The sequence below is a fragment of the Paucibacter sp. M5-1 genome, from assembly GCF_027498415.2.
Lineage (GTDB): Bacteria > Pseudomonadota > Gammaproteobacteria > Burkholderiales > Burkholderiaceae_C > Roseateles_E.
Map to the genome: position 1 here is coordinate 3,354,552 of NZ_JAPZLM020000001.1, position 24,677 is coordinate 3,379,228.

The window sequence follows — 24,677 nt, forward strand, 5'->3', positions numbered from 1 at the left end:
GCCGCGATGCTGGCGCAGTCGGCAGCGCGCGGCAATGGCGTTCCTACCGACTCGAGGCCGCGGCCGTTGCAGACGCGCCCAAGGCATACCAATCGAGGCGCCGTGTCAGCACCATGACAGCGGCCAGCACGATAAAGAGCAGCAGCGCACCGACGATCAGCGAGGCCTGTTCCAGGCTCAGCAGCACATAGAGCGCCGCATACAGCCCGGCGACCCCGGCGCCGAAGCCCAGGCCGCGCTGCCAGGTCCCCAGCATCGCCGCACCGTAATAGCCCAGCAGCCCCACCGCCGCACCGGCCGCCAGCAGATAGGACAGGCCGAAGCCGAGGTGCTCGGACAGGCTCAGCAGCAGCAGGAAGAACAGACTCAGTGCCAGGCCCACCAGCAGGTACTGCACCGGGTGCACCCGCCGGCCCGACATCAGCTCGACCAGGCCGACGCAGACAAAGGTCAGGAGGATGAACATCAGCCCGTACTTGATCGCCCGGTCGCTCATCACATAAGGATTGACCGGATCGACCATCGCGAACTCCAGCGTGTCGATCTCCTGATTGCCGCTGCCGCCCAGGCCGCCGACGACCTTGTGCTGCAGCACATCGGCCGGGGCCGTGCTGGCCAGCTCGGAGACCTGCCACTGCGCACTGAAACCGGCCTCGCCGATCTCGCGCGAGCTGGGCAGGAAGCGCCCGCCGAAGCTGGGGTGCGGCCAGTCGGAGCGCAGGTTCAGGCTCGTCGCGGCGGCGGCGGGCACCAGGGCAAAGCGCTGGGTGCCGGCCAGCTCCAGGCTCAGCTGCAAGCTCAGCGGCGCGTCCAGCGCCAGGGTCTCGGGCAGCGGCGCATGCAGACCGCGCACATAGGCCGGGTGGCCGGTGCCGGGCTTGACGGCCAGGGCCTGCTCGCCGAGCTTGAGCGTGGCCGCCCGCAGGCCGCGCGCATCGCTGCTGGCCAACATGGCCTGCACCGGGCCGCATTGCACCCGACCACCGGGCTGCTGGGCACGCGGCGGCTCCAGCGCTTGCAGCGAGGCCCATTGGGCATCGAACTGCAGGCGGCCGGCGTAGCCATTGACCTTGAAGATGCCGCGGTAGCGCGCCTCCTGGTTCAGCGCACCGCCGACCTGCAGGCGCTCGGGCACGGCGCTGATGACGAAATCGCGCTTCGCGGTGCTGCGACGGCGCTCCTGGTTCTCGTCCATCACCAGGGTCTCCCACTCTTCGCTGCACTGGCGCAGCAGCAAGGGCCCCAGCAGGGTCTGCGCACCGGCCTGGGCCTGCTCGACGCTGGCCACCGCCTCCTGCTGCCGAGCCTGGCGCTCGTCGACCAGCCAGCCGATGCGCAAAAGCACCACGCTCAGCAGCAGGCTGACGCCTGCCAGGATGAGCAGTTTCCAAACCACGGCGCGCGATCCCATACGGACTCCTCTGTGTTGTGACACAGGCAGTCTCGCGAACGCCGGTGTGGCGACGAGGAAGTTTGTGAAGCGGCGATGAAGTCAGGCCAGCGGCAGGCTTAGGCGCACCCGCAGGCCGGGCTCGGCCGGCTCGAATTCGAGGCTGCCGCCGTGCAGGGCCGCGACCTGGCGCACGATGGCCAGGCCGAGACCAGAACCCTTGCGCAGACTGCCGGGCCGGGCGGTCGAGAAGAAGCGCTGGCCCAGCTGAGGCCAGGCGGCCGGCGGCACGCCGGGGCCCTGGTCGCGCAGCGCGAACACGGCTCGGCCGTCGACCGCCTGCAGGCTCAGTTCCAGCAGCGAGCCGGCCGGCGCGAAGTCCAGCGCATTGCTGAACAGATTGCTCAGCGCCAGCGCCAGCAGCTCGCGGTCAGCATTGACCTCCAGCGCCTCTCGCGCCAGCCACAGCAGGGTCAGGTCTTGCTGCTGAAGGCGATCCCGCAGCGGGGCCAGCACGGCCTCGACGAGCGCGTCGAAGCGCAGCCGCTGCGGATGCGCCGGGCCCTGCTGCATCTCCAGCTTGGAGAGCTCCAGCAGGCGCTCGACCAGCTCGCCCATGCGCTCGCTCTGCGCCACCACCTGGCCGGCAAAGCGCTGGCGGTCGGCCGGGGCCAGCTCGTCCTGCAGCAGCTCGCCGGCACCGCGCATCGCGGCCAGCGGGCTTTTCAGCTCGTGGGTGAGCGCGCGCACCGTGTGCTCGATGTGCTCGCGCCCGTCGAGCCGCTCGCGCATCGCCGCCATCGCCCGCGCCAGCTCGCCCAGCTCGCCGGGCACGGCCGGCGGCGGCTGCTGCGGCTGGCCGGCCTGCACCTGGCGCGCATAGTCGCGCAGCCGCCGCACATGCCAGACCAGCCACAGGGTCACCGCCACGCCCAGCGCCATCGAGAGGCCCAGCAGCGCCAGCCCGGCGATCAGGATGCGGCGCTCGGCCCGGTCGATGAAGCGCTGCACCGTGGCCAGCGGCTTGGCCACCGTGACCACGCCGATGACCGCGCCCTCGCGGCGCACCGGCGCGGCCACATACATCACCGAGCTGCGGTCGTCGCCCTCGGTGAGCCGGGTCGAGCGCGCGCCATAGTCGCCGCGCAGCGTGCGCGCCACATCGCGCCAGCCCGAGTAGTCCTCGCCGACGGCCGGACGCGGGCCCGAGTCGAGCAAGACCCGACCCTGGGCGTCGGTGACATAGATGCGGAAGTCCAGGCTCTGCTTGCGCAGGCCCCAGATGTGGGCGTCGACCGGCCGCTGCGCATAGTCCTGCACGCGCTGCGCAAAGCGGCTGCCGGCCAGGTCGGCGCCTGCCGGCAGGGCCGCGATATCGTCCTGCGCCAGCTCGGCCAGCAGATTGGCCGTGTCCACCATGATGTCTTCCATCACCTCGCGCACGCTGGGCTTCACCTCGGCCAGCACGAGGCGCAGCACGACAAAGGCCGACAGGCCGGCGATCAGGAAGAAGCCGAAGAGCAGACGCAGGCCGAGGCGCATCGATCAACCCTGCCGGCCGGGCCGCCCCAAAGGCAGGGTGCGCCCCCTCGGGGGGCAGCGAACGGAGTGAGCGTGGGGGCTCATTTCATTCGAGTGAATAGCCGAGGCCACGATGCGTGCGTATCGGGTCCAGCTCGGGCGCCACCGCGCGCAGCTTGGCACGCAGGGTCTTGATATGGGTGTCGACCGTGCGGTCGCCGCTGTCGGCCTCATGGCCCCAGACGGCGTCGAGCAGGGTCTCGCGGCTGTGGATGCGCTGCGGCGCGGCCAGCAGCCGGCTCAAGAGGCCCAGCTCGCGGCGCGTCAGGTCCAGCAGCTGGCCGCGAAAGCGAATGCGCGAGCCCCCCGCCTCGATCACGAAACCCTGCGGCGCCGGCGCCGCCACCGGGGCCTGCGCGCGCCGCAGCAGCGCCCGCACCCGCGCCACCAGCTCGCGCGGGCTGAAGGGCTTGGCCAGGTAGTCGTCGGCGCCCAGCTCCAGGCCCAGCACCCGGTCCAGCTCCTCGCTGCGGGCGCTGAGCATCAGGAGCGGCAGCCGGCTGCCGGCGGCGCGCAGCTCGCGACACAGGTCCAGGCCATTGCCGTCGGGCAGGCCCACATCGAAGATCGCCAGCGCGGGCTCGTGCTGCGCCAGCCGCGCGCGGGCCTCGTGCAGCCAGCTGCAATGGGCGAGCACAAAACCCTCGCGCTGCAGCGCGAAGACGACGGTCTGGGCGATGGCCGGGTCGTCCTCCAGCAGCAGGATCTCGCTCATCAAGGGACGATCAGCGGGCGATGTGGGAGGCCAGCACCGGGAACAGCTTGGTCAGCCCATCGGCCAGCAGCTCCACCGCCAGCGCGGCCAGGATCAGGCCCATCAGCCGGGTCATGATGTTGATGCCGGTCTGGCCCAGCACCCGCGCGATGCGGCCCGAGGCGGTGAACACCGCGAAAGTCACCAGGCCGACCACGACGCCATAGCCGACCAGCACACCCAGCTCCCACCAGTGGCGGGTCTTCTCGGCATAGATGACCATGGTCGAGATCGTCGCCGGGCCGGTCAGCAGCGGGATGGTCAGCGGCACGACCGCGATGCTGGCGCCGGCGTCGGCCTTGTTGGCGCCCTCGGCGACATCTTCCTTGCGGGTCTCGGCCGGCTGGGCGTTCAGCATCTGGATCGAGCTGATCAAGAGCAGGGTGCCGCCGCCGACCTGGAAGCTGGCCAGCGAGATGCCGAAGAACTCGATGATCTTCAGGCCGGCCAGCGCGCTGATGCCTATCACCAGAAAGGCCGTGAAGGCGCTGACCCGTATCGTGCGCTGGCGCTGCTGGCGCGTGAAGCTCTGCGTGAAATGGATGAAGAAGGGCACGACGCCAATCGGATTGACGATGGCCAGCAGTGCGATCAGGGGTTTGTACAGATCCATCGCGGCATTGTCAGCGCTGGGCCAGCGCGCGCAAATAGGCCAGACCCTGGGCCGCCCGGGGGCCGTACCAGCTCAGCAGCTCGCCATCGACCAGCTGCACACGGGCCTGCGGACACAGGGCCTGGGCCAGGGCCAGATGGGTCTCGTCGAAGCGATAAGGCTCGGAGCTCAGCAGCACGCGGTCGATCTGGCCCAGCCAGGGCTCGGTGCCGGCCAGCACCGGATAGCGCGCGGCACCGGTCTCGCCGCCCTCGACCGCCGGCCAGCTTTGCCAGCCGACCTGGGCCAGCATGCGGGCGATATAGGTGTCGCGCGCCACCGTCATCCAGGGCTCGCGCCAGATCAGATACAGCACCCGCTGGACCGGCCAGGGCTGCGCCGCGCAGCGCGCCAGCTCGGCGCGCAGGACCTGGGCCAGCGCCTCGGCGCGCTCGCGCACGCCGGGCAGGGCGCCGAAGGCATCAGCCATCTGCGTCAGCAGCGCCAGATTGTCGGCCGGGCCTTGCGGATGGGTGATGACGATCTCGGGCACGAACTCGCGCAGCGCCTGCACCGTCTCAAGCCGGTTCTCGTCCATATTGACCAGCACATGGGTCGGTGCGAGCCGGCGCAGCTTGGTCAGATTGACATCCTTGGTGCCGCCGACCTTGGGCACGGCCGCCATCACCTCGGCCGGGTGGATGCAAAAGCCGGTGCGCGCCACCATCCAGGGCGCCAGGCCCAGGGCCGCCAGCAGCTCGCTCAGGCTGGGCACCAGGGAGGCGATACGCACGGGGTTGCTCACAGGCCCTCGTCCGGCACTTCGCGCAGCGCCAGATAGACCGCGCAGCAGCCGCGCAGATAGATCAGGGCCGGCAGCACCAGGGCCAGTGCGAACACGACGCCGCCGCCGACCAGGGCCGCCATGCCCTGCGGGCTGCCGGCCACCGGCGCGCCGGCCGCGCCCAGGCTGCGCAGGCCGTAGCCGAACAGCCCGGCCATAAGCTGCTGCGGCGGCAGGCTGATATCGGCGCCCCAGATCGCCAGCAAGGACATGGCCCGCGCCCCGCTGATCACGACAAAGCTGACCGCCGCGCTGACCACGGCCGTCAGCAGCAGCACCGCCGCCATCAGCACCGCGGCATCGAGCAGGCCGCCGCGCAGCTGGCGCGCCAGCAGGCGCAGCGTGGGCCGCACCGTCTGGCCGGCCCAGACCGAGGGCCCCGTCAGCGGCCCCACCAGCACCAGCACGGCAAACGAGCTCAAGCCCAGCAACAGCACGCCCAGCGGCACCGTCAGCGCGAACAGCGGCGCGCCCAGCCAGGGCAGGCGGGCCGCCCACAGCAGGCCCAGCAGGGCCGCGAGCACCAGGCCCAGCCCACCCAGCACCACGGCCAGGCTCAGCAGCACCCGATGCGCCACCAGCAGCGCGTCGCGCAAGGCGTCCTGCACATCGCGCACCGGCCGGCCCAGCGCCTGGTCCATCAGCAGCAGGCCGGTGGTGTTGACCCCATAAAAGGCGACCGTCAGCGCCAGCCCGGCCCAGACCACGCCCCAGGGCGTGTCGCTGCGCGCCAGCGCCGACTCGGCCATCGCCAGCAGCAGGCCGGCCACGCTAAAGGTGCTCAGCAGGGCATAGAGGGCCGGGCCGTTGCGCGCGGCGTCCAGGCTGGAGAGCACGCGGTTGAGCGCCTGGAGCGAGATTTTCTGGGACATGGATGGGGGAGCTCGGTGGCCGCGATGATAGCCAGTCATCACTACGTCTTCGTGGCGGCTGCCGGTGTGCGATCGGAACGGTTTTCCGGGTTTTCTCTCAGAAGCTGAAAAACAACACTTGACTCTTGCGCTTTGCGCCGGCCTGGACCCATCACCCATAATCGTTTACCTGTGTCTGGAAGCCGCACCTTCGCTTGAATGGTTCACGATGGAGAAGCTCCACATGGTTTTTTGGTATTGAAAGGGCTTCCCCATGGGAAACAAGCTTTACGTAGGCAACCTGGCCTATAGCGTGCGCGACGAATCGCTGCAAGAAGCATTCGGTCAATTTGGCACTGTGACCTCCGCAAAGGTCATGATGGATCGTGATACCGGTCGTTCCAAGGGCTTCGGCTTTGTGGAAATGGCATCCGACGCCGAGGCGCAATCCGCCATCAACGGCATGAACGGCCAGGCCCTCGACGGCCGCGCCATCGTCGTGAACGAGGCCCGTCCTCGTGAAGAGCGTCCGGGCGGCTTCGGCGGCGGTGGCCGTTCGGGCGGCGGCGGCTTCGGTGGCGGCGGTGGCCGTTCCGGTGGCGGCGGCTTCGGCGGCGGCGGCGGTGGTGGTGGTTACGGCGGCGGTGGCGGCGGTGGCCGTTCCGGCGGTGGCGGCTACGGCGGTGGCGGCGGTGGCCGTTCCGGCGGTGGCGGCTTCGGCGGTGGCAACCGCGGTGGCTACTGAGCTGCACTGCAGGCATGAATGACAAAGGCGCCCTCGGGCGCCTTTTCTTTTTTCCGCTGCGCGTCATGGAAGGCCCCAGCCGGCCGTCATGTCCATAAGCGGGCCATATCGGCCCGCTGCCACCACGAGGACCACGCCATGCATGACTATCTGATGCTCTTGCACGAAACCCCGGCCGACCAGCCGACCATGAGCAAGGACGAGTTGCGCGCGCTGATCCAGCGCTACAGCGACTGGGCCGAGACGCTGCGCCAGCAGGGCCGGCTCAGCGCCGGCCACAAGCTCTGCGATGACGGCGGGCGCCAGCTGCGCCGCCCCGGCGCCCAGCTGCTGGCCAGCGACGGGCCCTGGGCCGAGGCCAAGGACGTGATCGGCGGCCTCTTCATCATCCGGGCCGAGAGTCTGGCCGAAGCCGAGGCCCTGGCCGCCACCTGCCCGCACCTGGGCGGCAGCAGCTGGATCACGCTGCGTCAGATTGAAGCCCTCTGACTTTGATCAGCTGGTCAGGCGCGAGTTCCCGCGCCTGACCGCCCAGCTGCTGCACGGCCTGGGCCTGGCCCATATCGCCGTGGCCGAGGACGCGCTGCAGACCGCGCTGCTGCGCGCCGCGCGGCTCTGGCCCCTGCAAGGCTGGCCGGATAACCCGGCCGGCTGGCTCTACCGCGTGGCCTGGCGTGCAGCGGTGGATCAGCTGCGCCACGAAGCGCCGCTGCGGCCGCTGGATGAGGCCGCCGACTGGCCCGATCCGCGAGCAAGCGCCGGCGAGCGCTTTGCCGCCGAGCTCGATGATGAAGAACTCCAGCTGCTGTTCGCCTGCTGCCATCCGGCGCTGCCGCTGGCCAGCCAGGTCGCGCTGGCGCTGCGCTTGCTGACCGGCCTGCCGCTGCGGACCATAGCCGCCGGCCTGTTGTGTGGTGACGCCGCGCTTGCTCAGCGCCTGGCACGCGCCCGTCAACTGCTGGCTACGCAAGACCTGGCCCTGCCGCCGCCAACCGAGCTGGCGGCGCGCCGCGCAGCCGTGCTGGCAACGCTTTACCTGATGTTCAACGAGGGCTACCAGAGCGCCGGCCAGGGCCCTGCGGTGATCACCAAGGAGTTGTGCTGGGAGGCGATCCGGCTGGCGCGCGCGCTGGCCGCCCACCCGAGCAGCGCGGCCGCCGAGGCCGACGCCTTGGCCGCCCTCTTGCTGCTGCATGGCGCGCGCCTGGACGGCCGGCTCGATGCGATGGGCGATCTGGTGCGGCTGCCGGAGCAATCGCGTGGCCGCTGGGACCGCCGCATGGTGGAGATGGGCCTGCGCCATCTGCAACTGGCCGCACGGGGTCAGGTCTTGAGCAGCTATCACCTGCAGGCCTGCATCGCTGCCGAGCATGCCCGCGCGCCCAGCTGGGAGGCCACCGACTGGGCTCGGCTGCGGCACTACTACGAGGCCTTGCTGGCGCTGGACGGCTCGTCCTGTGCACGCCTGGGCCATGCGGTGGCACTGGCGCATACCGAGGGGCCTGCGGCCGCACTGGCCCGGCTGGACGAGGACTGGGCGCAGCTGGGCCAGCAGCCCACGCCCTATGCCTGGGCCGCGCGGGCGCAATGGCGGCGGGCCTTGGGCCGGCCGGACGAGGCCCGCGCCGACTATGCCGAGGCGCTGCGGCGTGCCCGCCATCCCGCCGAGCAGCGCCAGCTCCAGTCCCTGCTCGACGCTTGCGGCTGATCAGTGCCCCTGGCGATGCTTGCGCGGCCGGCCGGCCAGCAGCTTGTCGAACAGCGCATTGGGCAGGGCCCGCATCAGCTTGGCGACCACGCCCATCTGCCAGGGGATCACGCGGTAGCTGGCGCCGGCCGCGATGGCCTCGAAGGCGCGTGCCGCGAAATCGTCCGGCTGCATCAGGAAGGGCATGCTGTAGCGGTTCTGGCGCGTCAGCGGCGTGTCGATATAGCCCGGCGAGATCGTCACGACCTTGACACCGAAGGGCCGGCATTCGCCGCGCAGGCTCTCGCAATAGCTGATCACCGCCGCCTTGCTGGAGCAGTAGGCCGCATGGCCGGGCAGGCCGCGGATGCCGGCCACGCTGCCTATGCCCACCAGCGCGCCGCTGCCGCGTGCCAGCATCGCCGCGACAAAGGGCTGGAAGGTGGCGGCCAGGCCGATATTGTTGGTCTCGTATATCTGCCGCATCACCTCGATGTCCGCCAGCTCGGCCGTGTCCATGCCGATGCTGATGCCGGCATTGGCGATCACGACATCCGGCAGGCCCTGGGTCGCGATGCAGGCGCGGCCGGCGCCGGTGATGGCGTCGACATCGCGCACATCGGCGCCGTAGACGGCCCAGCGCTCGGGGGCCAGGTCTTGCGCCTGGGCCCAGGCGCGCAGCTCGTCGACGCGCCGCGCCACCAGGGCCAGGCGCCAGCCGGCGCGGTAGTACTGCAGGGCCAGGGCCTGGCCGATGCCGCTGGAGGCGCCGGTGATATAGACCAGTTTCATGGTGTTGCGACGGGCTTGCGCGCGCCGGGCGGATCGAAACGGGCGCTGCTGCGGCCGCCAAAGCCCAGCTTGCCGCTCAGATGGTCGTACTCGAACGAGGCCGCGCGCACCTCGCCGCCGGCATAGCGCAGCAGCACCGGCAGATGCGAGCGCAGCTTCTCGCTGCTCAGAAAGGCATGCAGGAACTCGCCGCGCACCTCCAGCGCCGGCCGCTGGGACAGCCCGCCCTCGCGCAGCGGCTCGAAGCGCTGCACCGTGACATCGCCCAGCAGCTGCATCTCGCTGCCGTCGCCGTTGCCGACGGCACGCCGCGCGGTGGCCAGCAGCATCGCGCCGTCGGCCGCGAAGGCGCGCAGGCGCACGCCGTCGATCTCCAGCGTGTCGGTATCGGGATAGTGGCGCATCTCGCTGCCCTCGACCCTAAAGCGCAGCGCGCCGGCGGCATCGAAGCGCTGCAGCTCGAAGCCCTGCATGCGGTAGTCGGGCACATGGCGCGGCGGCACCGGCTCCATCGGCCCGTCCAGCAGCGGCGTGTTCTTGACCAGCCACCAGGTGCCGGCGGCCAGAAAAGCCATCAAGAGCAGCGGCAGATAGGCCGAGGCCAGCGACTGCAGCCGCCACAGCCAGCTCTGCGGCAGGCGGCGCCGGCTCGGCGCCGGCGGCGGGGCCAGGGTCACCATCAGGGATGGCCCCCGTCCAGGGTCTCGAGATGGCTGCTCAGCAGGGCCTGGTAGCGGCCGGCCGCCATCAGCAGCAGATCGCAGCATTCGCGCGCCGCGCCATGGCCGCCGGGCGCGGCGGTGATGTGGTGGGCCACGGCCCGGACCTCGGCATGGGCCTGGGCCGGTGCGCAGGCAAAGCCGGCGCGCGTCATCAGGGGCAGGTCGGGCCAGTCATCGCCCATCGCGGCGACCTCGCGCCAGTCCAGGCCCAGCTGGTCCAGCAGCGGCTGGGCCACGGCCAGCTTGTTCTTGGCGCCGTAGACGGCATGCCGGAGCCCCAGGTCGGCGACGCGGCGGCGCACCGCCGGCGAATCGCGGCCGGTGATGATGATGGGGGTGATGCCGCCCTGGTCCAGCAGCTTCAGGCCGTGGCCGTCCAGCGTCGAGAAGGCCTTGAAGCTCTCGCCCTGCTCGCCGATATAGATGCGGCCGTCGGTCAGCACGCCATCGACATCGAAGATCGCGGCCTTGATGGCAAGACCCGGCCCCTGGGCCTTGAGCAGCAGCTCGGGGGGAAATTGCAAGCTGGCCCGCATCAGATCACCTTCGCCTGCATCAGGTCGTTGATGCTGATCGCGCCGACCAGGCGCTGCTGGGCGTCGACCGCCAGCACCAGCGTGATGCGCGCGCGCTCCATCAGGTCGGCGGCATCGACCGCCAGCGCGTCGGCCGAGACCGTGCGCGGGTGCTTGGACGCCACCTCGCCGGCCTTCAGCGCGCGCAGGTCTTCGCCACGCTCGATCAGGCGGCGCAGATCGCCGTCGGTGAAGATGCCCAGCACCTCGCGGTCGGCATCGACGACGACGGCCGCGCCCAGGCCCTTGGCCGACATCGTGCGCATCATCTCGCTGAAGCTGGCCTCGGGTGCCACGGTCGGCAGTGCCTCGCCGCTGCGCATCAGGTCATGCACATGGGTCAGCAGCTTGCGGCCCAGCGCACCGCCCGGGTGGGAGCGGGCGAAGTCTTCTTCCTTGAAGCCGCGCGCGTCCAGCAGGGCCACGGCCAGCGCGTCGCCCAGCGCCATCTGGGCGGTGGTGCTGGCGGTGGGCGCCAGGTTCAGCGGGCAGGCCTCCTGGTCGACCTTGCTGTCGAGCACGAAGTCGGCGTGCCGTGCCAGGCTGGAGGTGGCGCCACCGGTCATCGCGATGATGACGACGCCCAGGCGCTTGAGCACCGGCAGGATGGCGTTGAGCTCATCGCTCTCGCCCGAATTGGACAGGGCCAGCACCACGTCCTTGGTCGTGACCATGCCCAGATCGCCATGGCTGGCCTCGGCCGGGTGGACGAACAGCGCCGGCGTGCCGGTCGAGGACAGCGTCGCGGCGATCTTGCGGCCGACATGGCCGCTCTTGCCCATGCCCATCACCGCGACCCGGCCGGAGCAGTCCATCACGGCCTGCACGGCGGCCGAGAACGAGGGGCCCAGACGGGGCAGCAGGCCGGTCAGCGCGGCGGCCTCGATCTGCAGCGTCTGCCGGGCCATGGCCAGGGCGCGCGCGGCGTCAAAGGGCGGGGAATGCGTCATCCGGCCAGTGTAGCGGCGGCGCCGGGCGCTGTAGTGGCCGGCTATTACCCATCGCAGGGCGCGCGTTTCCACAATCGGCACGACGGCATCCGCCGTCGCCAAACAGGAGACTGTCGATGAGCGCGAAGAAACTGCTGCTGCTGGCCGGCGACTATGTCGAGGACTACGAGATCATGGTGCCCTTCCAGGCCCTGCTGGCCGTGGGCCACCGGGTCGATGCGGTCTGCCCCGGCAAGGTGGCCGGCGACCATGTGCTGACGGCCATCCACGATTTCGAGGGCGCCCAGACCTATTCCGAGAAGCCCGGCCACCGCTTCACGCTCAACGCCACCTTTGCCGATGTCCGGCCCGAGGACTATGACGGCCTGGTGATCCCGGGCGGCCGCGCCCCCGAGTACCTGCGCACCGTGCCCGGCGTGGTCGCGCTGGTCCAGCACTTCGCCCGCGCCGACAAGCCGATCGCGGCGATCTGCCATGGCGCCCAGCTGCTGGCCGCCGCCGGCGTGATACGCGGCAGAAAAGTCTCGGCCTATCCGGCCTGTGCGCCCGAGGTCGAGCTGGCCGGCGCCAGCTATGCCCAGATCCCGGTCGACCAGGCCGTCACCGACGGCCGCCTGGTCACCGCACCAGCCTGGCCGGCCCACCCGGCCTGGATCGCGCAATTCCTGGCGGTGCTGGGCACGCGCATCGAGCTTTGACGCAGAATCGTCCACGCCCTCAGGAGCCGACCATGTGCGAAGTCTTCATCAGCGCCAACCCCGAGTCCTATGAGTCGCGCACCCGCTCGCTGCGCCTGCATGGCGTGGTCACCAGCATCCGGCTCGAGAACCTGCACTGGGAAGTGCTGGAGGAGATCGGCGCGCGCGACGGCATGGGCGTGACCCAGCTGATCGAGAAGCTCTACGACGAGCTGGTGCAGGCGCGCGGCGCGGTCGGCAACTTCGCGTCCTTTCTGCGGGTCAGCGCGCTGCGCTATATGGCTTTGCAGGCGCGCCAGCGCATTCCCGTCGATCTGGCGGTGCCGATCCGCTCGCTCGACGCCCACCAGGTCTTGCAGGACCTGCCGGACAGCTGGGCCCGGCGGCCGCAGCGGGTGGATCTGGCCTAGGCCGGCTGCGCCAGCGCTGCGGCCGCCAGTGCCATCGCCTGGTCCGCCAGCGCCGCATCGGCGCCCGCCACCTGGGCGGCCACCGTCAGACCTTCGCCGATCAGGAACAGCGTGGCGGCCGCCCGGGCCGGCGCGGCCAGCCCGGCCTCCTCACACAGGCGCTGCAGATAGTCGCGCAGGCTCTTCTTGTGCTCGGCCGCGATCACATGGGCCGGATCGGCCGCATCCGCATATTCGGCGGCGGCATTGATGAAGGCGCAGCCGCAGAAATCGGGCTCGCGGCTCCAGCAGCAGACAAAGTCGATATAGGCCAGCGGCCGCTGCTGCGTCGGCCGGCGCTCGACATGGGCGCGTATCCGGGCCAGCAGCAGCTCGTGGCGGGCCCGCAGCGCGGCATGCACCAGGGCCTCCTTGGTCGGGAAATAGCGGTACAGCGTCTTCTTCGTCAGCTCGCCCTCGCGGCTCAGTTGGTCAACGCCGGTGGCATGAAACCCCTGGCGGTAGAACAGCTGCATCGCTCGCTGGACCAGATGCTCGGCCTTGCTCATGCGTGTCTGACTCCTGGTTGGCAAGAGTGCCAGTATCGGCCCGACGGGGTCGCAAGTAAACCGATCGGTTGACTTAGGTATACCGATCTGTTTACCATTGCGGTTATTGATGCCACCGGAGCCAAGCCATGCCCTCGTTTCTTGCGCGCCTTAAGCGACTGCCGGCCTCGCGTGCACCGGCCAGTCCGCCGCCGGCCTTCGTCCTGTGGTCGGCACTGGGCGCGACGCTGGCAATCGCGCTGACCGGCTGGCTGACCCAGGCCAGCGGCTACCCCTGGCAGATGGCCCCGTTCGGCGCGAGCTGCGTGCTGGCCTTCGGCCTGCCCGACAGCCCGCTGGCCCAGCCGCGCAGCATTGTGGGCGGGCATCTGGTGGCCAGCTTGGTCGGGCTGCTGGTCATGCTGGTGCTGGGCGATAGCTGGTGGGCGGCGGGCATTGCCGTGGGCCTGGCGCTGGCGCTGATGCAGATCACCCGGACCGTACATGCGCCGGCTGGCGCCGACCCGCTGGTGGTGTTCGCCAGCCAGGCCGGCGCCACATTTCTGCTGACGCCGGTGCTGGCCGGCTCGCTGGCCATCGTGCTGGTGGCCTTGCTGGTCAACAACCTGCGCCAGCGCGGCAGCTATCCGCGCTACTGGAGCTAGCGGCCCGGTCGGGCCGCAGGCTTCAGGGGTAGAGGCCGCGCTCTTCCCGGGCTTCCAGCACCCGCGTGCAGGCCACGACGAAGGCCGCCGTGCGCAGCGGGATGCGGTGCTGCTCGGAGGTTTCCCAGATGTGCTTGAAGGCGCCGGTGATGATCTTGTCCAGGCGGACATTGATCTCGTCCTCGGTCCAGAAGAAGCTGCTGAAGTCCTGCACCCACTCGAAGTAGGACACGGTCACGCCGCCCGAGTTGGCGATCACGTCAGGAACAACCACGATGCCGCGGTCGGCCAGCACGGCGTCGCCGTCCGGCGTGGTCGGGCCGTTGGCGCCTTCCAGCACCAGCCGGGTCTGCAGGCCTTCGGCGCGGGAAGCGGTGATCTGGCCTTCCAGTGCGGCCGGGATCAGCACATCGCTGCGCACCTTCCAGAAATCGTCATTGGCAATCGCATCGCCACCGGCAAAACCGCCGACGCCGCCGGTCTTGGCCACATGGTCGAGCAGGTTCGTCATGTCGAAGCCCGACTCGTTCAGGATGGTGCCGGTGTGGTCCTGCACCGCGACGATCTTGGCGCCGTTGGCGGCGAACAGCTTGGCGGCGATCGAGCCGACATTGCCGAAGCCCTGCACCGCGATGCGGGCGTTATCCATCGGGATGTTGAGGCGGCGCATCGCCTCGCGGCCGATCACGAACACGCCGCGGCCGGTGGCCTGCACGCGGCCCAGCGAGCCGCCCAGCGGGATCGGCTTGCCGGTGACGACGCCGGTGGCGGTGGCCCCGGTGTTCATCGAGTAGGTGTCCATCATCCAGGCCATGATCTGGCCGTTGGTGTTGACGTCGGGAGCCGGGATGTCCTGCTGCGGGCCGATGATGATGCCGATCTCGCTGGTGTAACGGCGCGTCATCTTCTCCAGCTCTTTGAGCGACAGCTGCTTGGGATCGACGCGGATGCCGCCCTTGGCGCCGCCGTAGGGCAGGTTGACCGCCGCGTTCTTGATCGTCATCCAGGCCGACAGCGCCATCACCTCTTCCAGCGTGACGTCGGGGTGGTAGCGCACGCCGCCCTTGCCGGGGCCGCGGGTCAGGCTGTGCTGGACGCGGTAGCCCTCGAAGTGGGCGATGGTGCCGTTGTCCAGCTCGATGGGGATGTCGACGATCAGCGCGCGCTTGGGTCGGCGCAGCGTCTCGACCCAGCGTGCCAGATGACCCAGGTAGGGTTCAACGGCGTCGATCTGGGACAGATAGGTACCCCAGGGACTGTTGCGCGTGGGCGAGACAAAGGACAGATTGGGCATGTAATGCTCCGGTAACTTTTCGGTGGCGCGAACGGTATCGCGAACCCGGCTCGCCACGCCAGCGATTCCAAAGCCGAGTGCACATGCGGCCATGCGGCGAACGCATAGACATCAAAAGTGTGCGCCGTATGCCTTGTTTGGGCAAGGTTGTTGCCGGGATGCCCACTCAGAAATGCCCCAACACCCCCAGCCGACGCGCCCGCCGCTCCAGCACGCCGTAGATCAGCAGACCGGCCAGCAGATAGGCCAGCGAATTCAGCGCGATCCAGCCGAACACGCTGGCCGGCAGCGCGGCGCCGGCGGCCGAGGCGCGCGCCGCCGCCGCTCCCAGCGCATAGGGCAGCAGGGCCTGGGCATTGATCGGGTAGGCGGGCAGGGCCACCAGGCCGATCACGGCCGGGTAGCAGACCACCAGCAGCAGCTCGGCCTTCTTGACCAGCAGCAGCAGGCCGCCCAGCGCATAGCCGACACCGATCAGCGCCGGCACCGCCAGCAGCGCCGCCGCCAGCACCGGGCCGTGGCTGATCTGCAGCCGGCCGCCCGCCAGCCATTCGGCCAGCCACAGGGTCAGCCCCAGCATCAGCAGCCCGCCCAGCAGCTTCAGCAGGGCGCGCAGGCTCAGCAAGGCCCAGAGCGGCAGCGGCCCCAGGCTGAGCTGCTCCAGGCTGCGCTGCTCGGTCTCCTCCTGCACATCCTGGCAGACGCTGCCAAAGGCCGAGGCCGCGAACAGCCACAGCACAAAGCCAACGATCAAGCCATCGGCCTCGCCCGAGGCCAGCGCGCTGCCGTTGACCGACAGCACGGCATAGAGCAGGCCGCCGAACAGGCTCAGCAGCAGGCCCAGGCCCAGCAGGCCCTCGAACCAGTAGCGCCGCTGCAGATAGAAGGCTCGACGCAATTCATTGGCCAGATGGCGCGGCCAGCGGCTCAGCATGGCGAGGCCTCCGCCGCACCGACCAGGCTCAGATACTTGTCGCGCAGCGCGATGCGGCGCAGCTCCAGCCCATGGCTGGCCGCCAACTGGGGCAGCAGGGCGGCCAGCAGCGCGCAGGCCTGGGCCTGGTCGCGCAGCGGCAGCTGCCAGACGCCCGGCGTCTCGGCCGCCTGCCAGGCCAGCGGGCCCAGGTCCAGCGGCAGGGCCGGCAGCACGGCGTCGGACGGCTGCAGGCGCAGCACATATTCATGCTCCAGGCGCAGGAACTCGGCCTTGCTGCCGTCGAACACCTTCTCGCCCTGCTTGATACAGACAATGCGCGAGCACAGGCGTTCGATGAAATGCAGATCGTGCGAGCTGATCAGGAAGGCGCTGCCCTGGGCCGCCGCATGGCGCACCAGGGCTTCGAGCCGCTCGACGCCGGACAGGTCCAGGCCCAGGGTCGGCTCGTCCAGCAGGGCCAGTGCCGGCTTGTGGATCAGCACGCCCAGCAGCGCAGCGCGCAGCTTGTTGCCGGTGGACAGCTGGCGCAGCGGCGAGTGCACATCGGGAATGTCCAGCAGCGCGGCCAGCGCGTCGAAATGCGCGCGCTCGAAGCGGGCCTCGCGCAGCGCGCAGAAGTAGCGCGCGTTCTCCAGGGTCGACAGGCGCTCGTAGCCGGCGCCGCGCCCTTCCAGCAACACCCCGAACTCACGCAGATGCGGGCCCTGGCGGCCGGCGGCCAGGGCCCGGCCGCGCCAGCCGAGGCTGCCCCCGTCGGCGCCGCACAGGCCGGTCAGCAGCTTGATGCAGCTGGTCTTGCCCGAACCGTTGGGCCCCAGCAGGCCGACGATCTCGCCGGCCGCCAGGCTCAGCGAAAAGTCGCGCAGCGCCGCAATCTCGCGGCCCGCGCGCCGGTAGGTCTTGCTGGCGCCATCCAGGCGCAGCAAGGGCTCGTCGCTGACGCTCATCTTGGTCTTCACTCCCTGCCTCATCTCGTGCGCGCGCTGGCGCGGATGCTTGTGCGGCGGAATATGCACGCACCGTCTGAACGCAGCATGAAGACCGGCCGGCGCCGCCCGGGCACCGCTTAACATGAAGCCATGATCACCTCGCTGGACCTTGCCCTGCTCTATCTCGTGGCCGCCGTGCTGGGTGTCGTGATCTGCCGCTCGCTGAAGCTGCCGCCGATGCTGGGTTATCTGGCGGTGGGGGTGCTGATCGGGCCGAACGCGCTGGCCCTGGCCGGCGACACCTCCAGCATCCGCTACCTGGCCGAGTTCGGCGTGGTGTTCCTGATGTTCGTGATCGGGCTGGAGTTCAATCTGCCCAAGCTGCGCAGCATGCGCTCGCTGGTGTTCGGCCTGGGCCTGCTGCAGGTGCTGCTGACCGTTGTTGGCACGGTGGCCGGGCACTACCTGCTGCAAGCCGGCTTTGCCTACTTCGGCCGCGAGTGGGAGCTGAGCTGGCAGGGCTCGCTGGTGCTGGGCGCCGCGATGGCGATGAGCTCGACGGCCATCGTCGTCAAGCTGATGGCCGAACGGCTGGAGCTGGAGAGCGAGCACGGCAAGCGCGTGATGGGCGTGCTGCTGTTCCAGGATCTGGCCGTGGTGCCGCTCTTGGTGATGATCCCGGCGCTGAACAGCAGCGGCGGCGCGATGGCGGTTTCGCTGGGCTGGGCCACCTTGAAGGCGGCGGTGCTGCTGGGCATCCTGCTGGTCGGCGGGCAGAAGGTAATGCGCTGGTGGCTGACCCTGGTGGCGCGGCGCAAGAGCGAAGAGCTGTTCATGCTGAACCTGCTGCTGGTGACGCTGGGCCTGGCCTGGCTGACCGAGCACGCCGGCTTGTCGCTGGCGCTGGGCGCTTTTGTCGCCGGCATGCTGATCGCCGAGACCGAATACAAGCATCAGGTCGAGACCGATATCCGGCCCTTCCACGATGTGCTCTTGGGCCTGTTCTTCATCACCATAGGCATGAAGCTGGACTGGCGGCCGGTGCTGGAGCAATGGCATCTGGTTTTCCTGCTGACCTTGGCGCCGACCCTGGCCAAGTTCGTGCTGGTGGCGGGGCTGGCGCGGCTGTTCAAGGCGCCGGCCGGCGTGTCGCTGCGCACCGGCCTGTATCTGGCCCAGGCCGGCGAGTTCGGTTTTGTGCTGCTGACCCTGGGCGCCCAGCACCAGCTGATCGCGCCGCAATGGGTCAGCCCGGTGCTGGCCAGCATGGTCTTGTCGATGCTGGCCACGCCCTTTCTGATCATGTACAGCAACCGCATCGTGATGAAGCTGTCCAGCAGCGACTGGATGATGCAGTCGCTGCAGCTGACCAGCATCGCCAAGAAGGCGATCAAGGCCGACGCCCATGTGATCATCTGCGGCTACGGCCGCAGCGGCCAGAACCTGGCCCGGCTGCTGGAGGGCGAGCACATCCCCTATATGGCGCTGGACCTGGACCCGGACCGGGTGCGCCAGGCGGCGGCGGCCGGCCAGAGCGTGGTGTTCGGCGATGCGGCACGGCTGCAAAGCCTGATGGCCGCCGGCCTGGCGCGCGCCAGCGCCGTGGTCGTCACCTATCACGACACGCCCTCGGCGCTGAAGATCCTGCAGCTGGTGCGCTCGCATGCGGCCCAGGTGCCGGTGGTCGTGCGCACCATCGACGATACCGATCTGGAGAAGCTGCGCGCCGCCGGCGCCACCGAGGTGGTGCCCGAGGCGATCGAGGGCTCGCTGATGCTGGCCAGCCATGCGCTGGCGCTGGTGGGCGTGCCGATGCGGCGCGTGATCCGGCTGACGCGCGACGCCCGCGATGCCCGCTACGGCCTGCTGCGCGGCTATTTCCACGGCGCCGACGACGACAGCGCCGAGGATCGCCAGCAGGAGCGTCTGATCTCGGTCACGCTGCCCCAGGCCAGTCCCTTTGCGAAGCAGCCGCTGGAGGCCCTGGCCCTGCATGCGGTGGGCGTCGGCGTGGTCTCGCTGCGGCGCGCGAGCGGCGCGGTGGTCGCAGCCCAGGACAGCCTGCTGCTGGGCGGCGGCGACACGCTGGTGCTGTCGGGCACGCCGGAGGCGCTGACCCTGGCCGAGGAGAAGTTGCTGCGCGGCTGAGCGGGCTCAAGTGCTGAAGGGCGGGTCCCCTGCGGGACAGCCTGCCGCCTGGGCGACAGGCGCGGGCGGCGGCTTGCGCCACACTCGCGGCACGGCAGCCAACAAGGACGCGTCACCATGAACTTCGACTACAGCCCCAAGGTCCAGGAAATGCGCGAGCGCCTGCTGGCCTTCTTCGATCAGCACATCTACCCGAACGAGCCGCGCTTCCACGCCGAGGTCGAGGCCAACCGCCGCGCCGGCAATGCCTGGCTGCCGACCACGCTGATCGAGGAGCTCAAGCCGCTGGCGCGCCAGGCCGGGCTGTGGAATCTGTTCCTGCCGCAGTCGCCGCGCGCGCCGGAGGGCCTGTCCAATCTCGAGTACGCGCCGCTGTGCGAGATCATGGGCCGGGTGCATTGGGCGCCCGAGGTCTTCAACTGCTCGGCCCCGGACACCGGCAATATGGAGACCATCGCCCGCTACGGCAGCGAGGCCCACAAGGACCGCTGGCTGGAGCCGCTGCTGAAGGGCGAGATCCGTTCGGCCTTTCTGATGACCGAGCCTGAGGTGGCCTCGTCGGACGCGACCAATATCCAGTGCCGCATCGAGCGCGAGGGCGATGAGTATGTGATCAACGGCACCAAGTGGTGGTCATCGGGCGCCGGCGACCCGCGCTGCGCGATCTACATCCTGATGGGCAAGACCGATCCGGGCGCCGGCCGCCACGAACAGCAGTCGATGGTGCTGGTGCCGGCCGACACCCCGGGCATCACGATCAAGCGCGCGCTGTCGGTGTTCGGCTACGACGATGCGCCGCACGGCCATATGGAGATCGTGCTGAAGGATGTGCGGGTGCCGGTGGCCAATATCCTCCTCGGCGAGGGCCGCGGCTTCGAGATCGCCCAGGGCCGGCTGGGCCCCGGCCGCATCCACCACTGCATGCGCAGCATCGGCGCGGCCGAGCGGGCGCTGGAGCTGATGTGCGAGCGCGCGATTGCCCGCAGCGCCTTCGGCAAGACCATCGCCCAGCAGACCGTGACCCAGGAGCGCATCGCCGAGGCGCGCTGCAGCATCGAGCAGGCCCGGCTGCTGACCTTGAAGGCCGCCTACATGATGGACACGGTGGGTAACAAGGTGGCCAAGGCCGAGATCGCGATGATCAAGATCGTCGCGCCGACGATGGCGCTGAAGATCATCGACTGGGCGATCCAGGTCTATGGCGGCATGGGGGTCTCGCAGGACACGCCGCTGGCGATGATGTGGGCGCACCAGCGCACCCTGCGTCTGGCCGACGGCCCCGATGAGGTGCACCGCAACTCGCTGGCCAAGCTGGAGCTGGCCCGTCATATGAAGCTGCCGGCCGACAAGGTCGAGATGCCCATCACAAGAGGCGGCTGAAACAAACTCCCCCCCTAGGGGGTCTGTCGCTGCGCGGGAGGGGCCGCTAGCATCCGTCGCTTGTTCCGCAAAGCCCCACGATGCAACGCCCCAAGCTCTCCCGCGCATGGCCGCCCCTGGCGTTTGGCCTGGTGCTGGCCCTCCAGGCCACGGTGCTGATCAGCAGCCTGGGCGGCTGGGTGGACCGTGCCTGGCTGCCCTGGCTGAGCATGGCCAGTCTGGGCCTGAGCGCGCTGGTGGCCGGGCTGGCCCTGATGGCCATGGCGCACGCCCGGGCCCGCGCCGAGCGCGCCCAGCGCACGCTGGAAGAAGCCATCGACGCGCTGCCGGCCAGCGTCGAGATCTTCGACGCCCAGGACAAGCTGGTCGCCTTCAACAAGCGCCTGGTCGAGATCTATCCCCATATGCTGCGCGAGTTCGAGCGCGGTGCCAGCTTCGAGGAGCTGGCGCGCGCCTCGCTGGCCATCAAGGGCGTGCCCGAGGCGATCGGCCGCGAGGAGGAGTGGCTGACCGAGCGCAAGCGCAACCGCGGCCAGCAGCGCGCGCCGCTGCTGCAGCGCGTGCATGACGAGACCTGGCTGCGCATCTTCGAGCGCCGCACGCCCTCGGGCGGCATGGTGGGCGTGCGCCTGGAGGTCAGCGACCTGGTCCATGAGCAGCAGCGCCTGGCCGCCAGCCAGGCCCATCTGCAGGCCCTGATCAATGCGGCCACCAACGGCATCGTCACGCTGGACACCGGCGGCCATATGCTGGAGGTCAACCCCGCCTGCGCCCAGCTCTTCGGTTTCAGCGCGCCGGAGCTGCGCGGCGGCCATCTGAGCATGCTGATACAGGGCGTTCCCAGCGCCCCGCAAGACCTGACCCGGAACGCGTCACTGAGTGGCGGCAGCCAGGAGTTCAGCGCCCGCCACCGCGACGGGCGCGAGCTGGCGGTGCATCTGTCGGTGGCCGAGGTGAAGACCGCCACCACCCATCTGTTCGTCGGCATCATCACCGACTTCAGCGAACGCAAACGCCAGGAGATGCGGCTGCGCCAGGCCAACGAGCTGCTGGCCCGCCAGTCCACCACCGACGGGCTGACCGGCGTCGGCAACCGCCGCCTGTTCGATCAGGCCCTGCAGATCGAGTGGCAGCGCAGCGCCCGTGCCGGCAAGCCGCTGGCGATGCTGCTGGTCGATATCGACCACTTCAAGCAGTACAACGACCACTACGGCCATGTCGCCGGCGACGACTGCCTGCGCCGCGTCGCTACCTTGCTGCGCAGCTGCGTCGGCCGCGGCGGCGAGCCGGTGTGCCGCTACGGCGGCGAGGAGTTCGCGGTGCTGCTGGTCGACACCGATCTGGCCGGCGCCCAGGTGGTGGCCCAGCGCATCCTCGACAGCGTGCGCCTGGCCGCCATCGAGCACGCCGCCTCGCCGGTGCGCCACAGCGTCTCGCTGAGCATTGGCGTGGCAGCGCGCGTCGCCGAGGCCCAGCTGCCGGCCCTGCACCTGATCGAGCTGGCCGATGCCGCGCTCTACCAGGCCAAGCAGGCCGGGCGCGCCCGCATGGTCTGCAGTCCGCTGGTGGCCTGATTTACCATCGGCGCCTATGCCGACCACCGCCGCCGACTACATCAAGAGCCATATCCGCACCGTGCCCGACTGGCCCAGCGCGGGCGTGCAGTTCCGTGACATCACGCCGCTGCTGTCCAATCCGCGCGTGTTCCGCGTGCTGATCGACCAGTTCGTGCACCGCTATTTCGATGCGAAGCCGACGGCCATCGCCGGCCTGGACGCACGCGGCTTCATCATCGGCTCGGTGCTGGCCTATGAGCTGAACATCGGCTTCATCCCGATCCGCAAGAAGGGCAAGCTGCCCTTCACGACGGTGGAGGAGACCTATGAGCTGGAATACGGCAGCGCCACGGTGGAGATGCACACCGACGCCGTCAAGCCCGGCGACCGCATCGTGCTGATCGACGACCTGATCGCCACCGGCGGCACGATGATGGCCGGCGCCAAGCTGCTGCAACGCCTGGGCGCGCAGGTGGTGGAGGGTGCGGCCATCGTCGACCTGCCCGAGCTCGGCGGCTCCCAGCGCCTGCAGCAGAGCGGCCTGCCGCTGTTCACGCTGGTCGACTTCGACGGCCACTGAAGGACAATAGACCATGGCCAAACCCATTCCCCGCCTCAGCCGCGACCAGATCGACGCGGTCATCAAGACCGCCTGGGATGACACCCCGCCCTATAACAAGGTGCTGATGCAGCACGCTATCGGCCAGGGCGAGTTGGTGCAGCTGATGAAGCGCGAGCTGACCTCCAGCGCCTACAAGCTCTGGGCCGCCCAGGGCAAGGGCGTCAAGCCACCGAAGGCCAAGTCGACCTGGCCGCACGGCCGCTGATGCCGCAGGCCCTCAATGTGCTGGGCACGCCGCTGGTGCCCTGCTCCTACGACCCGCTGACCGGTTTCTTCCGCGACGGCTGCTGCCATACCGATCAGCACGACCTCGGCAGCCACGTGATCTGCGCCAAGCTCACGGCCGCCTTTCTGCAGTTCTCGGCGCTGCGCGGCAACGACCTCAGCACGCCCCGCCCCGAACAGCGCTTCCGCGGCCTGAAGCCGGGCGACCGCTGGTGCCTGTGCGCGCTGCGCTGGCGGCAGGCCTATGAGGCCGGCGTCGCGCCGCCGGTCGTGCTGGAATGCACCCATGCGCGGGCACTGCAGTACGTCAGCCTGGAGCAGCTGCGCACGGCGACCGTGTAAGCCCGGGGCTCCTCGCGCCCCAAAAAGAAGCCCGGCAAACCATCACGGCTGCCGGGCAAGTCTCAGGGCCATTGAGGGAGGGAGGAAGAGCACCCTGAGTGAGGCCAATTTACCAACTCGGGGCGCCGCTGCGCGTAGGACAAGGCCGCATTCGAGGCATCGGCCCGGCGTACGCTCACTTTCCGATACAAATTACGGTGGTTGACCGCTAGGCCGCATGAATGCTGGGTTCCTCCTTCTGTCGAAATGCAGCATGGACTCAAACTTGGACTCAAGCACGCCTGGGTGCTTTTCAAATAGTCTGAGCGGCGACTTTTAGGTGGGGCGGATCGCTACCAGATCTGCATGACATCAGCCGTCCATCCGCAAGTCCCAGGCTCGGCCCCAAATCGTGATCAGCTCTTCCGCGCCTCGGGTGCCGGCTGCTGGTGGCCAACTTCTTCAGAATGGCTGCATCATCAAAACGGGCAGCGTTGAGCTGTTCCAGCGGTTCGATGGTCGGTGAGGCGGCCATGGATCAATGTCCGATATCGATAGAAAACCGTAGATGTCTATGCACCTTGGTCACGACATACATAGATTTCTGAGAAATTTATGCACGTCCTGACGGCCGCCGGCCACATCGAGAGCAGCCCCGGCTTGGTTACTGGGTTCTCGCTGCGGCAGATCCAAACGCTCCAGCTCCGCGAGACACGCAGGATCTAGGTCGAAGGGCAAGACCTCCAAACTCAGCCCGCCACCGAAATCGAAAGGGGCCAGCGGGTAATCGCAGCTGGCCGGAGTGCCTGACTTCTGGCTCCCCCCAGGTACCCCGCCGATCCTCGTTCGGCAAAGTGGGCACCATGAGCCAGTCCACCCTCTTCGAGCCCGGCGCGTCGACGCTGGCCTACCAAATCTACGTCGAGCTTGAAGAGGTCAGGCCCAAGGTATGGCGGCGCTTCCTCGTCCCAGCCTGTCCCCCACAGCAGAGTGACGTGCAAGCGATGGGACCACGCTGCGCTTGGCCTGTCCTTGCGAAGCAATCCGCCGGCACTGATTCGCGAGCAACTGGCAGAGATGAAGTTCAGCACTGCTGCAGACCTCCACGACCTACCTGACGGACGCGCGGTGCGCTTTGCCGGCCTGGTGACGGTTCGACAGCAGCCTGAAACCGCCAGCGGCGTCACGTTCATCAGCTTGGAAGACGAGACGGGCGATGTGCAGTTGGTGGTCTGGCGCGATGCGCTTGAACGGCAGCGGCCGGAAATCCTTGGGTCAAATCTCTTGGCGGTGAAGGGGCGTTGGCAGAAGGAGGGCGAGGTCAGGAGCATCGTCGTCGGCCACGCGAAGGACCTGACTTCAATGCTTGGAAGCCTCAGCGCGCCGAGCAGAGACTTCCACTAACGAACTCTTTATGAGTTGGCCTAGCCATTCGGGCTTCCACCATAAATCCACGTCTGTAACGCTCTGTATAAACTCCTC

The 24,677-nt window shown here is 69.2% G+C and carries 27 protein-coding genes; 13 read left to right on the forward strand and 14 right to left on the reverse strand.

Annotated features, from left to right (window positions below):
- Nucleotides 1-43: 43 nt before the first annotated feature.
- The 6 genes from creD to O5M90_RS15680 form a co-directional block, all read right to left on the reverse strand.
- Entirely contained in the window at nt 44-1,411 is a 1,368-nt protein-coding gene (gene creD / locus O5M90_RS15655) for a cell envelope integrity protein CreD (protein ID WP_269839470.1), read from the reverse strand.
- Between the two features lie 81 nt (nt 1,412-1,492).
- On the reverse strand, nt 1,493-2,932 hold the full coding sequence (gene creC, locus O5M90_RS15660) for a two-component system sensor histidine kinase CreC (RefSeq protein WP_269839471.1): 1,440 nt from the start codon (nt 2,930-2,932) through the stop codon (nt 1,493-1,495).
- An 85-nt stretch (nt 2,933-3,017) separates the two neighbouring features.
- Nucleotides 3,018-3,686 carry a two-component system response regulator CreB gene (gene creB, locus O5M90_RS15665; protein WP_262968655.1) on the reverse strand — a complete coding sequence of 223 codons (669 nt, stop codon included), beginning with the start codon at nt 3,684-3,686 and terminating at the stop codon, nt 3,018-3,020.
- 10 nt (nt 3,687-3,696) lie between these two features.
- On the reverse strand, nt 3,697-4,338 hold the full coding sequence (locus O5M90_RS15670; RefSeq protein ID WP_137944941.1) for a MarC family protein: 642 nt from the start codon (nt 4,336-4,338) through the stop codon (nt 3,697-3,699).
- 10 nt (nt 4,339-4,348) lie between these two features.
- Entirely contained in the window at nt 4,349-5,110 is a 762-nt protein-coding gene (locus tag O5M90_RS15675; protein ID WP_269839472.1) for a helical backbone metal receptor, read from the reverse strand.
- A gap of 8 nt (nt 5,111-5,118) precedes the next feature.
- Nucleotides 5,119-6,033: a hypothetical protein gene (locus O5M90_RS15680; RefSeq protein ID WP_137944939.1), complete on the reverse strand. Its 915-nt coding sequence runs from the start codon at nt 6,031-6,033 to the stop codon at nt 5,119-5,121.
- Between the two features lie 253 nt (nt 6,034-6,286).
- On the opposite strand from O5M90_RS15680, the gene O5M90_RS15685 reads away from it, so the two are divergent.
- The 3 genes from O5M90_RS15685 (at nt 6,287) to O5M90_RS15695 (ending at nt 8,465) form a co-directional block, all read left to right on the forward strand.
- Nucleotides 6,287-6,757 carry an RNA recognition motif domain-containing protein gene (locus O5M90_RS15685; RefSeq protein WP_137944938.1) on the forward strand — a complete coding sequence of 157 codons (471 nt, stop codon included), beginning with the start codon at nt 6,287-6,289 and terminating at the stop codon, nt 6,755-6,757.
- 138 nt (nt 6,758-6,895) lie between these two features.
- Complete coding sequence (locus O5M90_RS15690; protein ID WP_269839473.1) at nt 6,896-7,246, forward strand: YciI family protein; 351 nt, start codon at nt 6,896-6,898, stop codon at nt 7,244-7,246.
- Nucleotides 7,233-8,465 (forward strand): RNA polymerase sigma factor, encoded by a 1,233-nt coding sequence (locus O5M90_RS15695; RefSeq protein WP_269839474.1) that lies wholly within the window; start codon nt 7,233-7,235, stop codon nt 8,463-8,465. Before O5M90_RS15690 ends, O5M90_RS15695 begins: the two co-directional genes overlap by 14 nt.
- On the opposite strand, the gene O5M90_RS15700 is transcribed toward O5M90_RS15695, so the two are convergent.
- The 4 genes from O5M90_RS15700 to O5M90_RS15715 are packed head-to-tail and all read right to left on the reverse strand — an operon-like array spanning nt 8,466 to nt 11,483.
- Nucleotides 8,466-9,236: an SDR family oxidoreductase gene (locus tag O5M90_RS15700; RefSeq protein WP_269839475.1), complete on the reverse strand. Its 771-nt coding sequence runs from the start codon at nt 9,234-9,236 to the stop codon at nt 8,466-8,468.
- The gene (lptC, locus tag O5M90_RS15705) at nt 9,233-9,916 is read right to left on the reverse strand and encodes an LPS export ABC transporter periplasmic protein LptC (protein WP_269839476.1); all 684 of its coding nucleotides are present in this window, start codon (nt 9,914-9,916) and stop codon (nt 9,233-9,235) included. Before lptC ends, O5M90_RS15700 begins: the two co-directional genes overlap by 4 nt.
- Complete coding sequence (locus tag O5M90_RS15710; RefSeq protein WP_269839477.1) at nt 9,916-10,494, reverse strand: KdsC family phosphatase; 579 nt, start codon at nt 10,492-10,494, stop codon at nt 9,916-9,918. Before O5M90_RS15710 ends, lptC begins: the two co-directional genes overlap by 1 nt.
- Nucleotides 10,494-11,483 (reverse strand): KpsF/GutQ family sugar-phosphate isomerase, encoded by a 990-nt coding sequence (locus O5M90_RS15715; RefSeq protein WP_269839478.1) that lies wholly within the window; start codon nt 11,481-11,483, stop codon nt 10,494-10,496. The genes O5M90_RS15710 and O5M90_RS15715 overlap by 1 nt, the downstream gene beginning before the upstream one ends.
- Nucleotides 11,484-11,599: 116 nt before the next feature.
- Here O5M90_RS15715 and O5M90_RS15720 point away from each other — a divergent pair, with 116 nt between their 5' ends.
- Together O5M90_RS15720 and O5M90_RS15725 are read left to right on the forward strand one after the other, a co-directional pair.
- Complete coding sequence (locus O5M90_RS15720; RefSeq protein ID WP_137944931.1) at nt 11,600-12,181, forward strand: DJ-1/PfpI family protein; 582 nt, start codon at nt 11,600-11,602, stop codon at nt 12,179-12,181.
- Between the two features lie 32 nt (nt 12,182-12,213).
- Nucleotides 12,214-12,591, forward strand: coding sequence for a ribbon-helix-helix domain-containing protein (locus O5M90_RS15725; protein WP_269839479.1), 378 nt, complete (start codon nt 12,214-12,216; stop codon nt 12,589-12,591).
- On the opposite strand, the gene O5M90_RS15730 is transcribed toward O5M90_RS15725, so the two are convergent.
- A complete protein-coding gene (locus O5M90_RS15730) occupies nt 12,588-13,139 on the reverse strand; it encodes a TetR/AcrR family transcriptional regulator (protein WP_137944929.1) in 552 nt (183 codons plus the stop codon). The genes O5M90_RS15725 and O5M90_RS15730 overlap by 4 nt on opposite strands.
- Nucleotides 13,140-13,267: 128 nt before the next feature.
- Between O5M90_RS15730 and O5M90_RS15735 the strand changes: the two genes are divergently transcribed.
- A complete protein-coding gene (locus O5M90_RS15735; RefSeq protein ID WP_262968646.1) occupies nt 13,268-13,783 on the forward strand; it encodes an HPP family protein in 516 nt (171 codons plus the stop codon).
- A gap of 22 nt (nt 13,784-13,805) precedes the next feature.
- Here the strand turns inward: O5M90_RS15735 and O5M90_RS15740 are convergent, their stop codons facing one another.
- The 3 genes from O5M90_RS15740 to O5M90_RS15750 all read right to left on the reverse strand — a co-directional run bounded on the left by O5M90_RS15740 (nt 13,806) and on the right by O5M90_RS15750 (nt 16,973).
- Complete coding sequence (locus O5M90_RS15740) at nt 13,806-15,077, reverse strand: Glu/Leu/Phe/Val family dehydrogenase (protein ID WP_137944927.1); 1,272 nt, start codon at nt 15,075-15,077, stop codon at nt 13,806-13,808.
- A gap of 166 nt (nt 15,078-15,243) precedes the next feature.
- Nucleotides 15,244-16,011, reverse strand: a complete 768-nt coding sequence (locus tag O5M90_RS15745; RefSeq protein WP_269839480.1) for a hypothetical protein — start codon at nt 16,009-16,011, stop codon at nt 15,244-15,246.
- Nucleotides 16,005-16,973, reverse strand: coding sequence for an ATP-binding cassette domain-containing protein (locus O5M90_RS15750; RefSeq protein WP_269839481.1), 969 nt, complete (start codon nt 16,971-16,973; stop codon nt 16,005-16,007). Before O5M90_RS15750 ends, O5M90_RS15745 begins: the two co-directional genes overlap by 7 nt.
- Before the next feature lie 120 nt (nt 16,974-17,093).
- Here O5M90_RS15750 and O5M90_RS15755 point away from each other — a divergent pair, with 120 nt between their 5' ends.
- The 7 genes from O5M90_RS15755 to O5M90_RS15785 all read left to right on the forward strand — a co-directional run bounded on the left by O5M90_RS15755 (nt 17,094) and on the right by O5M90_RS15785 (nt 24,599).
- A complete protein-coding gene (locus O5M90_RS15755; protein WP_269839482.1) occupies nt 17,094-19,091 on the forward strand; it encodes a cation:proton antiporter domain-containing protein in 1,998 nt (665 codons plus the stop codon).
- Between the two features lie 117 nt (nt 19,092-19,208).
- Entirely contained in the window at nt 19,209-20,471 is a 1,263-nt protein-coding gene (locus O5M90_RS15760; protein WP_269839483.1) for an acyl-CoA dehydrogenase family protein, read from the forward strand.
- An 80-nt stretch (nt 20,472-20,551) separates the two neighbouring features.
- Nucleotides 20,552-22,045, forward strand: coding sequence for a GGDEF domain-containing protein (locus tag O5M90_RS15765; protein ID WP_137944922.1), 1,494 nt, complete (start codon nt 20,552-20,554; stop codon nt 22,043-22,045).
- A gap of 16 nt (nt 22,046-22,061) precedes the next feature.
- Entirely contained in the window at nt 22,062-22,607 is a 546-nt protein-coding gene (locus O5M90_RS15770; RefSeq protein ID WP_269839484.1) for an adenine phosphoribosyltransferase, read from the forward strand.
- A 13-nt stretch (nt 22,608-22,620) separates the two neighbouring features.
- A complete protein-coding gene (locus O5M90_RS15775) occupies nt 22,621-22,854 on the forward strand; it encodes a DUF2805 domain-containing protein (RefSeq protein ID WP_137944920.1) in 234 nt (77 codons plus the stop codon).
- Complete coding sequence (locus O5M90_RS15780; RefSeq protein ID WP_137944919.1) at nt 22,854-23,216, forward strand: DUF2237 family protein; 363 nt, start codon at nt 22,854-22,856, stop codon at nt 23,214-23,216. Before O5M90_RS15775 ends, O5M90_RS15780 begins: the two co-directional genes overlap by 1 nt.
- Nucleotides 23,217-24,272: 1,056 nt before the next feature.
- Nucleotides 24,273-24,599 (forward strand): OB-fold nucleic acid binding domain-containing protein, encoded by a 327-nt coding sequence (locus tag O5M90_RS15785; RefSeq protein WP_269839485.1) that lies wholly within the window; start codon nt 24,273-24,275, stop codon nt 24,597-24,599.
- The last annotated feature ends 78 nt before the right edge of the window (nt 24,600-24,677 follow it).

What these genes read in the sequence shown, in the direction of transcription:
- creD (WP_269839470.1), bottom strand. Translation starts at nt 1,411, where the DNA reads ATGGGATCGCGCGCCGTGGTTTGGAAACTGCTCATCCTGGCAGGCGTC.
- creC (WP_269839471.1), bottom strand. Translation starts at nt 2,932, where the DNA reads ATGCGCCTCGGCCTGCGTCTGCTCTTCGGCTTCTTCCTGATCGCCGGC.
- creB (WP_262968655.1), bottom strand. Translation starts at nt 3,686, where the DNA reads ATGAGCGAGATCCTGCTGCTGGAGGACGACCCGGCCATCGCCCAGACC.
- O5M90_RS15670 (WP_137944941.1), bottom strand. Translation starts at nt 4,338, where the DNA reads ATGGATCTGTACAAACCCCTGATCGCACTGCTGGCCATCGTCAATCCG.
- O5M90_RS15680 (WP_137944939.1), bottom strand. Translation starts at nt 6,033, where the DNA reads ATGTCCCAGAAAATCTCGCTCCAGGCGCTCAACCGCGTGCTCTCCAGC.
- O5M90_RS15685 (WP_137944938.1), top strand. Translation starts at nt 6,287, where the DNA reads ATGGGAAACAAGCTTTACGTAGGCAACCTGGCCTATAGCGTGCGCGAC.
- O5M90_RS15690 (WP_269839473.1), top strand. Translation starts at nt 6,896, where the DNA reads ATGCATGACTATCTGATGCTCTTGCACGAAACCCCGGCCGACCAGCCG.
- O5M90_RS15700 (WP_269839475.1), bottom strand. Translation starts at nt 9,236, where the DNA reads ATGAAACTGGTCTATATCACCGGCGCCTCCAGCGGCATCGGCCAGGCC.
- lptC (WP_269839476.1), bottom strand. Translation starts at nt 9,916, where the DNA reads ATGGTGACCCTGGCCCCGCCGCCGGCGCCGAGCCGGCGCCGCCTGCCG.
- O5M90_RS15710 (WP_269839477.1), bottom strand. Translation starts at nt 10,494, where the DNA reads ATGCGGGCCAGCTTGCAATTTCCCCCCGAGCTGCTGCTCAAGGCCCAG.
- O5M90_RS15715 (WP_269839478.1), bottom strand. Translation starts at nt 11,483, where the DNA reads ATGACGCATTCCCCGCCCTTTGACGCCGCGCGCGCCCTGGCCATGGCC.
- O5M90_RS15720 (WP_137944931.1), top strand. Translation starts at nt 11,600, where the DNA reads ATGAGCGCGAAGAAACTGCTGCTGCTGGCCGGCGACTATGTCGAGGAC.
- O5M90_RS15725 (WP_269839479.1), top strand. Translation starts at nt 12,214, where the DNA reads ATGTGCGAAGTCTTCATCAGCGCCAACCCCGAGTCCTATGAGTCGCGC.
- O5M90_RS15730 (WP_137944929.1), bottom strand. Translation starts at nt 13,139, where the DNA reads ATGAGCAAGGCCGAGCATCTGGTCCAGCGAGCGATGCAGCTGTTCTAC.
- O5M90_RS15735 (WP_262968646.1), top strand. Translation starts at nt 13,268, where the DNA reads ATGCCCTCGTTTCTTGCGCGCCTTAAGCGACTGCCGGCCTCGCGTGCA.
- O5M90_RS15740 (WP_137944927.1), bottom strand. Translation starts at nt 15,077, where the DNA reads ATGCCCAATCTGTCCTTTGTCTCGCCCACGCGCAACAGTCCCTGGGGT.
- O5M90_RS15745 (WP_269839480.1), bottom strand. Translation starts at nt 16,011, where the DNA reads ATGCTGAGCCGCTGGCCGCGCCATCTGGCCAATGAATTGCGTCGAGCC.
- O5M90_RS15755 (WP_269839482.1), top strand. Translation starts at nt 17,094, where the DNA reads ATGATCACCTCGCTGGACCTTGCCCTGCTCTATCTCGTGGCCGCCGTG.
- O5M90_RS15760 (WP_269839483.1), top strand. Translation starts at nt 19,209, where the DNA reads ATGAACTTCGACTACAGCCCCAAGGTCCAGGAAATGCGCGAGCGCCTG.
- O5M90_RS15765 (WP_137944922.1), top strand. Translation starts at nt 20,552, where the DNA reads ATGCAACGCCCCAAGCTCTCCCGCGCATGGCCGCCCCTGGCGTTTGGC.
- O5M90_RS15770 (WP_269839484.1), top strand. Translation starts at nt 22,062, where the DNA reads ATGCCGACCACCGCCGCCGACTACATCAAGAGCCATATCCGCACCGTG.
- O5M90_RS15775 (WP_137944920.1), top strand. Translation starts at nt 22,621, where the DNA reads ATGGCCAAACCCATTCCCCGCCTCAGCCGCGACCAGATCGACGCGGTC.
- O5M90_RS15780 (WP_137944919.1), top strand. Translation starts at nt 22,854, where the DNA reads ATGCCGCAGGCCCTCAATGTGCTGGGCACGCCGCTGGTGCCCTGCTCC.
- O5M90_RS15785 (WP_269839485.1), top strand. Translation starts at nt 24,273, where the DNA reads ATGAAGTTCAGCACTGCTGCAGACCTCCACGACCTACCTGACGGACGC.